Source organism: Staphylococcus sp. NWU MK-U1 (assembly GCF_033283505.1).
GTDB lineage: Bacteria > Bacillota > Bacilli > Staphylococcales > Staphylococcaceae > Staphylococcus > Staphylococcus haemolyticus.
Genome location: NZ_JAVSMG010000003.1, coordinates 95,006 through 109,875 on the forward strand (window position 1 = coordinate 95,006; position 14,870 = coordinate 109,875).

Below are 14,870 nucleotides of genomic sequence, written 5' to 3' on the forward strand. Positions count from 1 at the left end.
AAAAACAATGCTTAATATCATTTTGAGATAAAATCTTAATATTTCATTTTTAGGAGTGTGAAAATGAAAAACGCACTAAAATTATTTATAACGGACTTGAAGCGAGTTGCTAAGACGCCAGCAGTTTGGGTTATACTAACAGGACTTGCGATATTACCGTCTTTCTATGCTTGGTTCAACTTATGGGCTATGTGGGATCCTTATAGTCATACAGGTCATATCAAGGTTGCCGTTGTAAACGAGGACAAGGGTGACAAAGTTCGTGGCAAGAAAATTAATGTTGGTAATACATTAGAAGATAATCTTAAGAAAAACGATAAATTTGATTGGCAATTTGTTAGCCGGGAAAAGGCAGACCATGAAATTAAAATGGGTAAATACTATGCTGGCATATACATACCTAAAGAATTCTCGCATCAAATTACTGGCACATTAAGAAAGAAACCACAAAAAGCCGATATCGAATATAAAGTTAATCAAAAAATCAATGCCGTCGCACCGAAAATGACCGATACAGGGTCAACGGTCATCGTAGACGAAGCGAATAAACAGTTCAATGAAACCGTCACGAAAGCGTTACTACAAGAAGCGAATAAAGTGGGTATTCAACTCGAGGATGAAGTACCTACAATTAATAAAATAAAAAATGCAGTTTATGCGGCACATGACTCATTACCACAAATCAATAAAATTGCGGATCGAATTGAATATTTGAATGATCATCAGGATGATCTTGATAAATATGCAAATCAATTCCGTGCGTTAGGTAACTACAAAGGTGATATTTTAGATGCGCAACAAAAGCTTAATGATGTGAATGCGGCCATTCCGTCACTTAACGAAAAGGCAAAACTCATCTTAGCACTTAATGAATATATGCCGAACATTGAGAAACTATTAGATGTAGCTTCTAATGATATACCGGCACAATTTCCTAAGATTAATAGAGGCGTGGATATTGCTAGTGAGGGGCTTGATTTAGCGAATACGCGTTTAAATGATGCACAAGGTTATCTTACATCTGCTCAGCAACGTGTAGGTGATTATCAAGAAGCGGCAGGGCGTGCTCAAGAAGTAAATAACCAAGCCAATAGTGCATTGCGTCAACAAAGTACATCGGGACTTCCTCAATATCAAATTCAGAAGTTGAGCACAGATAGTAGCCAGGACACGGTAAACGATAATCAAATCGTCTCAAACAATGACGTGAAGTCTATGAATAGTGCGCTTGCAGAAGCATTATTAACACTTTCAAGTAATTCTGATAATCAAGCGAAAGCAACACAGTCAGACATTAAAGCCTTGAAAGATATATCTTATGGTGTTATTGGTTCTAATCGACCAACGGAATTTAATGACATGTTACGTAACTTAAAAACACGTCTTGAAAATAGCTCGAAAAGTAATCAACAATTGATAGACGTGTTAAAAGAATTAGAAAAAAGAGAACATGTCGATTTATCGTCTCAAATTCAACAAGTTGAGAGTGCCAATAATCGTATCAGCGATTCATTACGTTCAACGAATCAACTCATTGATGCACTAAAAAATGGTAGTTCAGGTAAAGCAGAAGCAGTTAACGTATTGCGTTCGTTACCAGATTTAAATAAAGCGTTAGGTAACTATCGTGATTTCATTAAAAATGACTTAAACAATCGTTTGTTAGTTGTATCTAATCAAATTACACAAGAATTAAACAAAGGTCAGAATACGTTATCAGACGTTCAATCTAAATTAAATACGATTAATCGTGTTATCATTGCTGGTCAGGATATAGTTACAGATGGACAGAATCGTATAGCTAACATTCAAAGCGAATTACCTGCTTTAGAACAAACCTATATTAATGCGATGCAAACTGCTCAGAAGTATTTCCCTACATTGAAAAAAGACGTAGCGAATGCAGCTGACTTTGTTCGTAATGATTTGCCAGATTTAGAGCAACAACTTGCTAATGCGACAGCAACTGTAAATGCGAATTTACCGACATTGTTTAATAAGTATGACAATGCAGTTGATTTATTAAATCAAAATCAACCACGTGCGAAAGAGGCATTAGCTAACTTAGCTAATTTCTCTGAAAATCGTTTGCCAGATATTGAAAAGGATTTAAACAAAGCGAATAAAATATTTAAAAAATTAGATGAAGATGATGCGGTAGATAAAGTAATTGATGCGTTGAAGAATGACTTGAAGAAACAAGCCGACGTGATTGCGAATCCTATTCATAAGAAACAAGTAGATGTCTTTCCAGTTAAAGATTATGGTTCAGGTATGACACCATTCTATACGTCATTATCTATATGGGTAGGGGCATTATTACTAGTAAGTTTATTGTCTGTAGATAATAAACATGAAGCCTTGAAAGATGAGTTGACGAAACGTCAAATTTATTTAGGTAAAGGTGCTTTCTTTATAATGATGGGTATCATTCAAACGTTGATTGTAACGATTGGTGACTTGGTTATTTTGAAAGCGCAGGTTGAATCGCCGACCTTATTTATCTTAGTCGCACTGTGTGGTGCCATCGTCTTTAATACGATTGTGTACACATGCGTGTCATTACTTGGAAATCCAGGTAAAGCTATTGCAATCATTTTACTAGTATTACAAATCGCTGGTGGTGGAGGAACATTCCCAGTTGTAACTGCTCCTAAGTTCTTCCAAACGATTTCACCATATTTACCATTCACGTATGTGATAGATTCCTTACGTGAAACAGTAGGTGGCATTGTACCAGAAATTTTAATTACGAAAATGATTATCTTAATACTATTTGGACTAGGATTCTTTATTTTAGGCATCTTAGTCAAACCAGTTCTTGATCCAATTATGCGTAAAATTTCTAAACGCGTGGATGAAAGTAAAGTAACGGAATAGTTACGGAAACGATATTTGTAAAATAAAAAGCATTCTAGCCTTATAAATGGGCTAGAATGCTTTTTATGTGCTATATATTTATTGTTACTATGCTTAATTTTTATCTTTAGAATCACTTGAACTACTTGAACTTTGTGTTGAACTACTGTTAGTTGTCGTTTTATTCTGTGTGCTAGGTTGTGATGTTGATGGCTGTTGCGTAGAAGGTTTTTGTGTACTTGGTTGTTGTGTTGTTTGAGTTTCTTTAGTATTTTTTTCTGAAGTAGCACTTTCTGAACTATTTTGTCTTGAACTGTTTTCTTTTGTTTTAGATTGTTGTGTTCGAGTTGTCGAGTTATTTTGTTGTGTAGAATAACTTTGTTGCGTATTTACAGTGTTGTTTGACGCTGGTTCTGATTGTGCATTTTCTCCATTATCAGATGTAGTAGATTGCTCATCAGTTTGTTCTTCTTTCGTTTTATCTTTCTTCTCTTTTTTATCATGCTTCTCAGTTTTATGATCATCACTCGAATTTGAATGTTTAGTACCAGTTGCTGCAAAGAATATTGAAAAACCTAAAGCAACAACAAGTAATAAAATGACGATACCTGCCAATACTTTTTTCAAGGTGTATCCTCCGTCCTTAATTCATTTCTTTATCTTATTATAATAAAACTTCATAAAATAGATAGTATTTACACAATTTTATAATATTAAATTTTGTTTACTAAAATTTTTGATAAATAGGTCTTAAGTACAGTGAATGTTTGTATGTATTGTGCGATAATATAAATGAAGTGTAATTCTAATATAGAAAGAAGGACTAACATGAATAAAGTAGTTAAAACTATTGCCTCAACAACATTAGCATTTGGAACACTTTTAGGAGTGAGTAGCGCTGTATTACCAGTACAAGATACTGCCCATGCAGCAACGCAAACTAAAGGGTATTACTACTCTTATAATGGTTACGTTGATAAAGACGCTAAATTCTTAACTGACAAGAACTTTATTAACGCAATCAAACACGACAACATTAAATTTAATGGTATCAAACTTGCTAAAACAAATAGCACAACTGTAAAAGAAAAGTATAATCAGAAATTTACTGGCGTAACAAGCAATGGTAAAAAAGCAAATAAATTACAATTTATAGTTAAAGGCGATTTAACGTACAGTCAACTTAAAAAAGCTTATGGTAAAGATTTGAAAAAAGCTAAAGGCAACAATAATGTTAAAGGTAGCGGTATTTACGTTTATAAACCAAATAAAGATGGTTTAGCAACATCATTTGTTCTTAATAACAATAAAGTTGTAGAAGTAGATATTAGTTACGTAGGCTTTACAACAAGTAAATAATATTTAGAAGAGCGCATAAATGGGACTTCCTCATCTATGCGCTTTAATTTATCTCTAGTTAAAATAAAACTCATGTTTCAATGATATGAGTCATTAATTACGCAGCACACTTACTCTACATTACAAATAACCTCAAAATCGAGTTTCATCGTTTGTGAACCGTTCTCGTTACTAATTGTGATACAGCGATTTAGCGAGTCGATACGACGTATATACGCTGCAATTGATTGGATATAGCCATTTCTCCAATAACTAATCATTGCCAGTTGGTGCTGTGTGAATTTATAAGTGAGCTGTCGATTGATATTTTCGAATTGATCATCTGACAATGAAGGCATGGCAATTTTATTCTGTTCCTCAATAAAATCATTCAATCGCTGATATTGTTCTGGCATTGTCGCAAAGGGAGCCCACTTCACCATGCCACGTCCTTGAGGAATGTTAGCGTCTAGATATTGTCTTGGTATTTTACGATAATCTGTTTCATATTTATACTCATCTGGCGCATTAGGATTTGGAATCATGTTAACCACCTCAAATTCATTATAGAACACATGTTCGCATTTTGGAAGTGGTTTTCTACAATATAAATTAATTTTATATTTATTTTGGAAAAGTAAAAAAGACTATATAAAAGAGCCATAAGTTTAACAAAGGGGAAGTAAACTTATGGCTATAGTCATTACATAATATAACTTTTTGTGAAGGAGTTAATGGGGATGTTACTCCTATATTTAGTATAACATAATTTATATAAAAACATTATTTAACGATTTGTGAAATTTAATTTTGTGTAATTATAAACAACATTACATCAAATATGAAACACTTCTAATTAGTTAAACAAAATTGTATAACAGTCATGAATAGCGTATGATATGTTTAGTTATAAAGAAAGAAGGCTTCTAATTTGAGAAAAACTACAAAAACATTAGTCACAACGACATTAGCACTAAGCACATTATTTGGTGTAGGTGTTACGAGTGCACTGACGGAAACATCTATTGCACATGCTGAATCTAAAGCTACGACAAACACAACTCATTCTAAAGCGAACGCGACATCTGCATATTACAATTATAAAGGATATGCAGGTCAAGACGTGTCATTTGTATTAGATAAACATTTTAAAAATGCGGTAAAAGCTGAAAATGTCACATTCAATGGTATTAAATTGAAAGCAACAACATCATCTAAAAATGTGAAAAAATATGATCAATATTTTAGAAACGTTTCGAAAGATGGTAAAACAGCATCATTACTTGATTTAAACGTAACGGGTAAAATGACATTGGATCAATTAAATAAAACTTACGGAAAAGATTTACAAAAGGTAAATAACCATAAGCATAATACAACAGGCATCTATTTCTACCAACCAAATTCAAAAGGAATGACGGTATGGTTTGATGTGGATAACGGTAAAGTTGATCGCGTGGTAATGGGCTATAGCACTGTAAAACAAGCTATGAAAGAAACAAAATAGCATAACTTGAAAGACACCTCAAAAGTTGGATAATAAATCTTACTTTTGGGGTGTTTTTATGTAAATAATTAAATTTATAACAGATTTTATGAAATACCCCACACAAAGAAAGACAAAAAAATGATACGTTAAAAGTAAAACATAAATATAGCAGTAGGCTGTATAGGGATAGAGGGAGTTTATAATATGAAAAAGAATAAACGTCTAGATCTCATCGCAACGGTAGTTAAGAATAACCGATTTAACAAAAAGGAAGAGATTGCAGATTACATCGATACGCATTTCGGGGTACGCTATAGCGTAACTACGATTTCAAGAGATTTGAAAGAATTAAAGATTTTTAAAGTTCCAGCTGTAAGTAGTCAATCCTATTATAAAAAGTTAGATAATACGCAACAAATGGATGCTAAAACGAAACTGCTACATTATTACGACAGTGAAATTAAAAGTATCATAATAAAAGATAGCTACATACTTATCAAAACATCTCCAGGATTTGCGCAATGCATTAATTATTTTATTGATCGAATGAATATTAATGAAATATTAGGGACAGTGGGTGGCAATGACACATTGATGGTACTAACTAATTCTGAAGAAATGGCTAAATATGTGCATTATAAATTATTTAATCATAAATATTCAAATTAATGTATAAAATATAATGTTGATTTACTTTTTTATATTATCTATAATAGAGTGTAACACACCTAAATTATAATGTTCATAACCTAAGTAGTTATATAAATGTAGATACAAATCAAGGGTGTTTATAAATACAAAATAATGCATAAAAAACTTTTCTTAAAAATATTATCATGTGAAAATAAATGGAATATACATAAAAAGCACCAAATACTTAATGATTTTGTATATTCAATCACAAATATGCATTGAATAACCAGAAAGCATGAACTAGCACACATTCATATTGTGAAAACAATCACATAAATATTTTTGAAAGCGCTTTACACTCTAATTGTAGATAAATAAAGGAGGAAATGAATATGACACAAGGACCTATTCAAGTAAACAGTGAAATCGGTAGATTAAAAACAGTATTACTCAAACGACCTGGTAAAGAATTAGAAAATTTAGTACCAGATCACTTAAGTGGCTTGCTATTCGATGATATTCCTTATTTAAAAGTGGCGCAAGAAGAGCATGACAAATTTGCACAAACACTTCGTGATGAAGGTGTGGAAGTTGTTTATTTAGAAAAACTAGCAGCTGAAGCAATTGCAGATAAAGATGTGCGAGAACAGTTCATTGACGATATTCTTGCAGAATCTCAAAAAACAGTATTAGGACATGAAGCTGAAATTAAAACGTTTTTTGCGAAGTTATCAGATCAAGAATTAATCGATAAAATTATGGCTGGTGTAAGAAAAGAAGAAATTGAACTAAAAACAACGCATCTGGTTGAATATATGGATGATAGATATCCATTCTATTTAGACCCAATGCCTAACCTTTACTTTACACGTGATCCTCAAGCATCAGTAGGTAGAGGTATGACAATTAACAGAATGTATTGGAGAGCACGTCGCAGAGAATCACTATTTATGACATACATTTTAAAATATCATCCAAGATTTAAAGATGCAGATGTACCAGTATGGTTAGACCGAAACTCACCATTTAATATCGAAGGTGGAGATGAATTAATTCTATCTAAAGAAGCTTTAGCCATTGGTATTTCTGAACGTACATCAGCACAAGCAATTGAACGCTTAGCACGTAATATATTTAAAGATGAATCTACGACATTCAAAAAAGTAATTGCGATTGAAATTCCAAATAGTCGTACGTTCATGCATTTAGATACAGTATTCACAATGATTGACTACGATAAATTCACAGTGCATTCAGCTATTTTCAAAGAAGAAAATAACATGAATTTATTTACGATTGAATACGATGAAGCAAAAGATGATATCAAAATTACACATTCTAATAAACTACGTGAAACGCTAGCAGACGTACTTGGCGTTGAAAAAATCGAGTTTATCCCAACTGGTAATGGTGACGTGATAGACGGCGCACGTGAACAATGGAATGACGGTTCAAACACGCTATGTATACGCCCAGGTGTGGTCGTTACTTATGACCGAAACTACGTATCAAACCAATTACTTCGTGATAAAGGCATTAAAGTGCTTGAAATTACTGGCAGTGAACTTGTTCGTGGACGTGGGGGCCCAAGATGTATGAGCCAACCATTATTTAGAGAAGATATTTAAAGTATTTCGAGCAAACGTAAGGACTTTTTTGAAAAATACATCGCAGGGAAAGTGATGTAGAAATATAACACAAGGAGAAGGGTTTGAAGCAGGGTTACCAGACAATTGAATAATGATGCTTCAAGCCCTTAATTTAAAAGTAATCCTCCTTAGAAGGGGAAATGAATTATGAATGAATCAGACACAAACAAACTTGGTAAAACGTCACTTATTGGTTTAGTCATTGGTTCTATGATTGGTGGCGGTGCGTTCAACATCATTTCTGATATGGGTGGTCAAGCTGGTGGTTTATCAATTATGATTGGATGGATTATCACCGCAATTGGAATGATTTCACTCGCATTTGTCTTCCAAAATCTCACTAATGTAAGACCAGACTTAGAAGGTGGAATTTACAGTTATGCACAAGCTGGATTTGGCGACTTTATTGGTTTCTCAAGTGCTTGGGGCTACTGGTTTGCTGCGTTTCTAGGTAACGTAGCCTATGCAACATTATTGATGTCAGCAGTAGGTAACTTCTTCCCAATCTTCAAAGGTGGTAATACGCTACCAAGTATTATCGTCGCTTCTTTCTTATTATGGGGTGTGCACTTCTTAATACTTAGAGGTGTTGAAACCGCAGCTTTTATCAATAGTATTGTAACTGTTGCAAAGTTAATTCCTATATTCTTAGTCATCATTTGTATGATTGTAGTATTTAATTTCGATACATTTAAAGCAGGATTCTACGGAATGACAAGCGGTGGTACAGGTATATTTAGTTGGGGCGATACAATGTCTCAAGTTAAGAGTACAATGCTTGTAACCGTATGGGTGTTCACTGGTATTGAAGGTGCAGTGGTATTCTCAGGTCGTGCTAAATCGAAAAAAGACGTAGGTACAGCTACAGTAATTGGACTTGTTTCAGTACTTGTTATTTACTTCTTAATGACTGTATTGGCACAAGGCGTTATTCAACAAAACCAAATTGCTGATCTTGCAAGTCCATCAATGGCACAAGTGTTAGAACATATCGTTGGTCATTGGGGTTCAGTACTCGTTAACATTGGTTTAATTATTTCTGTTTTAGGTGCATGGCTTGGTTGGACATTACTAGCTGGTGAGCTACCATTTATAGTGGCTAAAGATGGCTTGTTCCCGAAATGGTTTGCTAAAGAAAATAAAAATAAAGCACCTATCAATGCATTATTAATTACAAACATTCTAGTACAAATATTCTTAATTAGCATGTTATTTACAGATAGTGCATATCAATTTGCGTTTTCACTTGCATCAAGCGCGATTTTAATTCCGTATATGTTTAGTGCCTTTTATCAATTAAAATACACAATAGAGCATAAAGGACACGCTACAGTGAAACAATGGGCAATCGGTATTATTGCATCAATCTATGCAATATGGCTTGTATACGCTGCAGGTATAGATTACTTGTTATTAACCATGTTGCTCTACATCCCTGGTCTATTTGTTTATCGTTTCGTACAACATAATAACCATAAACCATTAACGAAAGGTGACTATATCTTGTTTGCAGTCATTATCATACTTGCAATAATAGGTATCACTCGCTTAGCGATGGGAAGCGTTTCAGTATTCTAATAAAAAGTTTTAAAAGATTTAGGAGTGTATCTCAATGGCCGGAAAGACATATATCAACAACAGAGATAATGATTTAAGTGAAGGACTCAAACAATTAGCGTCTTACTTAAATATTCCAACAGGTGTCATTCAAGCTTTCAAGAGTGAATGTTTCGTGCGACGTTACAATAAAGGACAAATCATATATTATTCATCTGATCAGCCCACCTATGTGTATTTGTTACTAGACGGTATTGTTTTGCGTGAAACAATTAATGAAAATGGGGACGCTTATCGTAAACTGAATAAAGAGCAGCTATTATTTCCGTTAAATCATCTCTTTCGAAAAATTGAATTAAACGAGATGTGCACAGCTATAACACCATGTAATGTAATAGGCATACCTAAAGATATGTTGGAATATCTTTGTAAAAATCATGACGACATATTTGTTACACTGTTCGAAAAGTTAAATAACGAACTTGAACTACTAATGGAATACAATATGGCATTAACCACAAAGTTGGCGAGAGAGCGCATTGAGAAAGTATTATATTATTTATGTCATGCAATAGGATACGATCATGATGAATTCTACGAAATTAAACATATCATGACCATTCAATTACTGAGTGATTTAGCAGGTATTTCACGTGAAACAACTGGCCATATTGTACATGAATTAAAAGAAGAGAAAAAATTAATAAAAAATGGCAAAAACTGGATGGTTATAAAGTAATAAATAAGACACAAAGACCCCTTATATACAAAAAGCGTTTATATTAAACTACCATACCGATATAAACACAATAATTGCTACTTAAGACGTTGGTGACATCACTAACGTCTTTTTGCATGCTTGGGTAACACCTTTTTCAGAAAAAGTGTAAAATAGATATAATCATTTATTATTAGAAGGGGCGACAATCAACATGGCACTCATGACAATCAATTATTTATCACCATCTTTAGGTATGCAACAATCATTTGTAGCAATTATTCCAGAAGACGCCAGTTTCTTCGACGAAACACAATCACCTAAATCTTATAAATCACTTATTTTATTGCATGGATTATCAAGTGATGCAACGTCGTATACACGCTTTACCAGTGTTGAGCGATATGCAGATGAACATCAATTAGCTATCATTATGCCGAATGCAGATCATAGTGGCTATGCAAATATGACGTACGGTCATAGTTATTATGACCATATATTGGAAGTGTATCACTACGCTCATAAGCTACTTCCATTATCACCAAAACGTGAAGATAATTTTATTGCAGGTCATTCAATGGGTGGTTACGGCACGATGAAATTTGCATTAACACAAGGAAGACTCTTCTCTAAAGCATCACCATTGTCTGCTGTCTTTCAAGCGCAAGGGTTAATGGAACTTGATTATCCTGATTTCGCACCAAAAGCAATTACAGGGGAAGATATAAATATCAAAGGTACTGAACTCGATACATATCATTTAGTTGATGAAGCGGTCGAAAAAGGATTAACCATACCTAAGTTGTTAATTCAATGTGGTACAGAAGATTTCTTATATGAAGATAATCAACAATTTATGACATACTTGGATGATAAAGGAATTGACTATCAATATGAAGAAGGTCCTGGAGAACATGATTATGCATTCTGGGATAAGGCCATCAAACGCACAATTGAATGGTTAGTAGAAGAATAGTAATGAAAATGAATTTGGAATCAAAATGATGAATAAAAGCACGAGGCTGGGACAAAATAAAATGTCTCAGCCTACTTTATCATTTTGTCAGTAGCTGACTGATTTGAAAATGCGCTTGAATCAAGCTTTTTTCAAACCTAGTCATCCTTGCCGGGGTAGGCGGGGCCCCAACAAAGAGAATTTCTTAAAGAAATTCTACAAGCAAAGCAAGTTGGGGTTCGGGGCCCCAACAACAAGAATTTCATTAAGAAATTCTACAAGCAAAGCAAGTTGGGGTTACGACGAAATAAATTTTGAGAAAATATTTTTTCTGTCCCACTCCCGTGCTTTTTGACATATTTAAAATGCTGAATATCTAATTTGAGTGATTGACAAACACTAGGGAACAACCTATCATTAATAATGAAAACGTTTTCATAAAAGGTGGTACTATGGCAACAATTAAAGATGTAGCTCAGAGAGCAGGGTTATCTATATCGACGGTTTCAAGATATTTAAATCATCATCCTTATATTTCTGAGGACAAGAAAATTAAAATCCAACAAGCGATGGATGAACTTGATTATGTGCCAAATTCAGTCGCTATGCAATTGCGTTCTAACAAGTCTTATACGATTGGTATCATTGTACCTAGAATTACGAATCCATATTTCGCGTATTTGATTGATGCAATTGATAAAGAAATTAAAGGCACACCATACCATACGTTAATTATGCAAACATATAATGATAAAGAAGAGGAATTAAGATTATTAAATATGTTTAAGCAAAGACACATTGCTGGTGTGATTATGGGCGCACTTGAAAATGACATAGAGGTTTTAGAGACGTATACGAAATATGGACCTATTATTTTATCGGCAGATCAATCAATGCAGTCTGATAAAGTGAAGATTATACATACCAACCAACGTCAAACGACGTATGATGCCATTCAATACTTAATTAATAAAGGATATCGAAACATAGCTTATTGCACGGACAATAGTTACTATGATCATTGCTTCAATAAACCTAGAAATGTCGGATTTAGAGTAGCGATGAAAGATAATGGTCTAGATATTAGAGATGAATGGATTTTTAACAATGTTCATACAATTGAAGATGGTGAGCAGATAGGGAAAATATTGTTGCGGCAAGAACAGTTACCAGATGCTATTTTTACAGGTAGCGATGAAGTGGCATTAGGGTTAATGCACTTTATGACTGCCCATCAAATAGATATTCCTAACCAAATCGCCATTATGGGATATGATAACCAACCCATTTCTAGTTTGTTGAAGATTCCATTATCGACAGTCAATCAACCAGTCAATGACATTGGTAAGCAATTGATTAACTATTTATTGGCATTACTTGAAGAGACAGAATTTGAAATCAAAGATGATGTATTAAAATTAAATATCGTAGAACGACAAAGCACATAAATAGAGCCTTCCATTTCGAATTTTAAACGAAGTGGAAGGCTTGTTTCTATTTATAAATCAAACAAGGATACTTGAATATTGTAAGTAATCATCGTTATGTGTAAAATGTAAATAACATCTATGTATAATACATGCAAAAGTTAATAAGGGGATGAGTAGCATGGTAAATGTAAAAAAACAAAGAATGAAAATTTACGTACTAGACAATGGACGCATGAAGATGGATAAAAACTTGATGATTGCTAATTCAAACCAAGCGACGATGGATAATCCAAATCAGCCTAATGAAATGCATGAATTTCCTATTTACACTGTATTCATTGATCATCCTGAAGCAAAGATTTTATTCGATACAGCATGTAATCCAAATGCTATGGGAGATAATGGGCGTTGGATTACAGCAACACAAAAAGCGTTTCCATACTTTGCTGACGAAGCATGTCATTTACCTAATCGACTTGAACAAATTGGCATAGACCCTAAAGATGTTGATATTGTTGTGGCCTCTCACTTGCACTTAGATCATGCAGGATGTCTTGAATACTTTACAAATGCGACTGTCATAGTGCATAACGATGAACTCAACGGGACAATGCAATCTTATGCACGAAACCAAAAAGAAGGTGCGTATATATGGGCGGATATAGACGTATGGATTAAAAACGATTTAACTTGGAAGATTATGAAACGAGATGAAGATTATTTAAAACTCGTAGATGGCGTTAAGGTCTTGAATTTTGGCAGTGGTCATGCATGGGGCATGATTGGCTTAGAAATTGAAACTGAAGAACTTGGAACAATTATTCTCGCCTCAGATGCTATTTATACGAAAGAAAGTATGGAACCAACACTTAAGCCTCCAGGTATCTTGTATGATTCTGTTGGTTGGACAAATTCTGTAGAAAAAATAAAAAAATTAGCAGCAGAGAAAAATGCACAAATTTGGTTTGGCCACGATGGAGAACAATTTGCCGAATTTCGAAAATCAACAGACGGATATTATGAATAGGGACTTTCAAGGGAGTGTTTAATTATGAAAACAAGAGCAGCAGTATTATATGAAATGGAAGCATCTCAACCTTATAAAGAATCGAAACCTTTAAAAATTGAGAGCTTAGAGTTAGAAGATGCTCATGAGCATGAAGTATTGCTAAAAATACATGCAGCAGGGCTATGCCATTCAGACTTATCAGTAATTAACGGCAGTAGACCTCGACCTTTACCGATGGCACTTGGTCATGAGGCAACTGGCGAAGTATTAAAAGTTGGAAGTAGTGTCACAAGGGTGAAAGAAGGTGACCATGTAGTTTGTACCTTCATTCCAAGCTGTGGTAAATGTATACCATGTAAAGAAGGACGTCCAGCTTTGTGTGAAAATGGAGCTAAAGCAAATGAAAAAGGCGAAATGCTAGAAGGAGGCATTCGATTATCTAATGAAGATGGACAAGTATATCATCATTTAGGCGTCTCTGGATTTGCAGAACACGCAGTGGTTTCTGAAAATTCTATTGTAAAAATCAGTAATGAAATACCATTTGAACGTGCAGCAGTATTTGGCTGTGCTGTCATTACAGGTATTGGTGCTGTGATGAATACAGCTCAAATTCGTCCAGGTAGTAATGTTGCTGTGGTTGGACTAGGTGGTATAGGATTAAATGCCATTATTGGTGCTAAGTTAGCAGGTGCAAATGAAATTATTGCACTAGATATTAATGAAGACAAATTTGATTTAGCTAAGCAGTTTGGAGCTACCGCGACATTTAACTCTAGTGATGATGATATAGATGAACAAATTAAAGAATATGTGCCTGGCGGAGTAGAATATGCATTTGAAACAGCAGGGGTTGTTCCTGCAATGCAAGTCGCCTATAAAATTACTAAACGAGGGGGTACTACAGTAACAACGGGCTTACCTCATCCTAAAGATGAATTCTCATTTCCTCAAGTAACATTAGCTGCAGAAGAACGGACAGTTAAAGGTTCTTATGTAGGAAGCTGTGTTCCTGATAGAGATATTCCTCGTTTTGTAAGTTTATATAAACAAGGAAGATTAAACATTGATCCACTCATTAGTGAAGTGATTACTCTAGATGATATCAATGAAGGATTTGATAAATTAGCTAGTGGTGATGTCGGTAGAATTATTGTTAAAATGCATTGATTGAAATTAAAAATTAGACACTGAATAACGAAAATTCCTCTATTTCAAATGAATGAAGTAGAG

13 protein-coding genes are annotated in these 14,870 nt (G+C 34.1%); 11 read left to right on the forward strand and 2 right to left on the reverse strand.

Annotated features, from left to right (window positions below):
• Positions 1-63 precede the first annotated feature (63 nt).
• Entirely contained in the window at positions 64-2,880 is a 2,817-nt protein-coding gene (locus tag SBL16_RS06000; protein ID WP_107611233.1) for a YhgE/Pip domain-containing protein, read from the forward strand.
• Between the two features lie 93 nt (positions 2,881-2,973).
• Here SBL16_RS06000 and SBL16_RS06005 read toward each other — a convergent pair whose 3' ends face one another.
• Positions 2,974-3,486 (reverse strand): hypothetical protein, encoded by a 513-nt coding sequence (locus SBL16_RS06005; protein ID WP_317953243.1) that lies wholly within the window; start codon positions 3,484-3,486, stop codon positions 2,974-2,976.
• Positions 3,487-3,687: 201 nt separating this feature from the next.
• Here SBL16_RS06005 and isaB (SBL16_RS06010) point away from each other — a divergent pair, with 201 nt between their 5' ends.
• A complete protein-coding gene (gene isaB, locus SBL16_RS06010) occupies positions 3,688-4,218 on the forward strand; it encodes an immunodominant staphylococcal antigen IsaB family protein (RefSeq protein ID WP_107611235.1) in 531 nt (176 codons plus the stop codon).
• Between the two features lie 110 nt (positions 4,219-4,328).
• Here the strand turns inward: isaB (SBL16_RS06010) and SBL16_RS06015 are convergent, their stop codons facing one another.
• Positions 4,329-4,742, reverse strand: a complete 414-nt coding sequence (locus SBL16_RS06015) for a YolD-like family protein (RefSeq protein WP_037558359.1) — start codon at positions 4,740-4,742, stop codon at positions 4,329-4,331.
• Positions 4,743-5,128: 386 nt separating this feature from the next.
• Between SBL16_RS06015 and isaB (SBL16_RS06020) the strand changes: the two genes are divergently transcribed.
• From isaB (SBL16_RS06020) to SBL16_RS06060, 9 genes are all read left to right on the forward strand, one after another.
• Positions 5,129-5,704 carry an immunodominant staphylococcal antigen IsaB family protein gene (gene isaB, locus SBL16_RS06020; protein WP_037538237.1) on the forward strand — a complete coding sequence of 192 codons (576 nt, stop codon included), beginning with the start codon at positions 5,129-5,131 and terminating at the stop codon, positions 5,702-5,704.
• Between the two features lie 186 nt (positions 5,705-5,890).
• Positions 5,891-6,355, forward strand: a complete 465-nt coding sequence (locus SBL16_RS06025) for an arginine repressor (RefSeq protein ID WP_107611236.1) — start codon at positions 5,891-5,893, stop codon at positions 6,353-6,355.
• 356 nt (positions 6,356-6,711) lie between these two features.
• Entirely contained in the window at positions 6,712-7,947 is a 1,236-nt protein-coding gene (gene arcA, locus SBL16_RS06030; RefSeq protein WP_011274693.1) for an arginine deiminase, read from the forward strand.
• Between the two features lie 168 nt (positions 7,948-8,115).
• Positions 8,116-9,546 carry an arginine-ornithine antiporter gene (gene arcD / locus SBL16_RS06035; RefSeq protein ID WP_317953247.1) on the forward strand — a complete coding sequence of 477 codons (1,431 nt, stop codon included), beginning with the start codon at positions 8,116-8,118 and terminating at the stop codon, positions 9,544-9,546.
• 34 nt (positions 9,547-9,580) lie between these two features.
• A complete protein-coding gene (locus tag SBL16_RS06040) occupies positions 9,581-10,264 on the forward strand; it encodes a Crp/Fnr family transcriptional regulator (RefSeq protein ID WP_317953249.1) in 684 nt (227 codons plus the stop codon).
• A gap of 193 nt (positions 10,265-10,457) precedes the next feature.
• A complete protein-coding gene (locus SBL16_RS06045) occupies positions 10,458-11,219 on the forward strand; it encodes an alpha/beta hydrolase (RefSeq protein WP_107611238.1) in 762 nt (253 codons plus the stop codon).
• A gap of 431 nt (positions 11,220-11,650) precedes the next feature.
• Positions 11,651-12,646: a LacI family DNA-binding transcriptional regulator gene (locus SBL16_RS06050; protein WP_107611239.1), complete on the forward strand. Its 996-nt coding sequence runs from the start codon at positions 11,651-11,653 to the stop codon at positions 12,644-12,646.
• 160 nt (positions 12,647-12,806) lie between these two features.
• Positions 12,807-13,655: an N-acyl homoserine lactonase family protein gene (locus SBL16_RS06055; RefSeq protein WP_317953253.1), complete on the forward strand. Its 849-nt coding sequence runs from the start codon at positions 12,807-12,809 to the stop codon at positions 13,653-13,655.
• 24 nt (positions 13,656-13,679) lie between these two features.
• Entirely contained in the window at positions 13,680-14,807 is a 1,128-nt protein-coding gene (locus SBL16_RS06060; protein WP_107611241.1) for a zinc-dependent alcohol dehydrogenase family protein, read from the forward strand.
• Positions 14,808-14,870 lie beyond the last annotated feature (63 nt).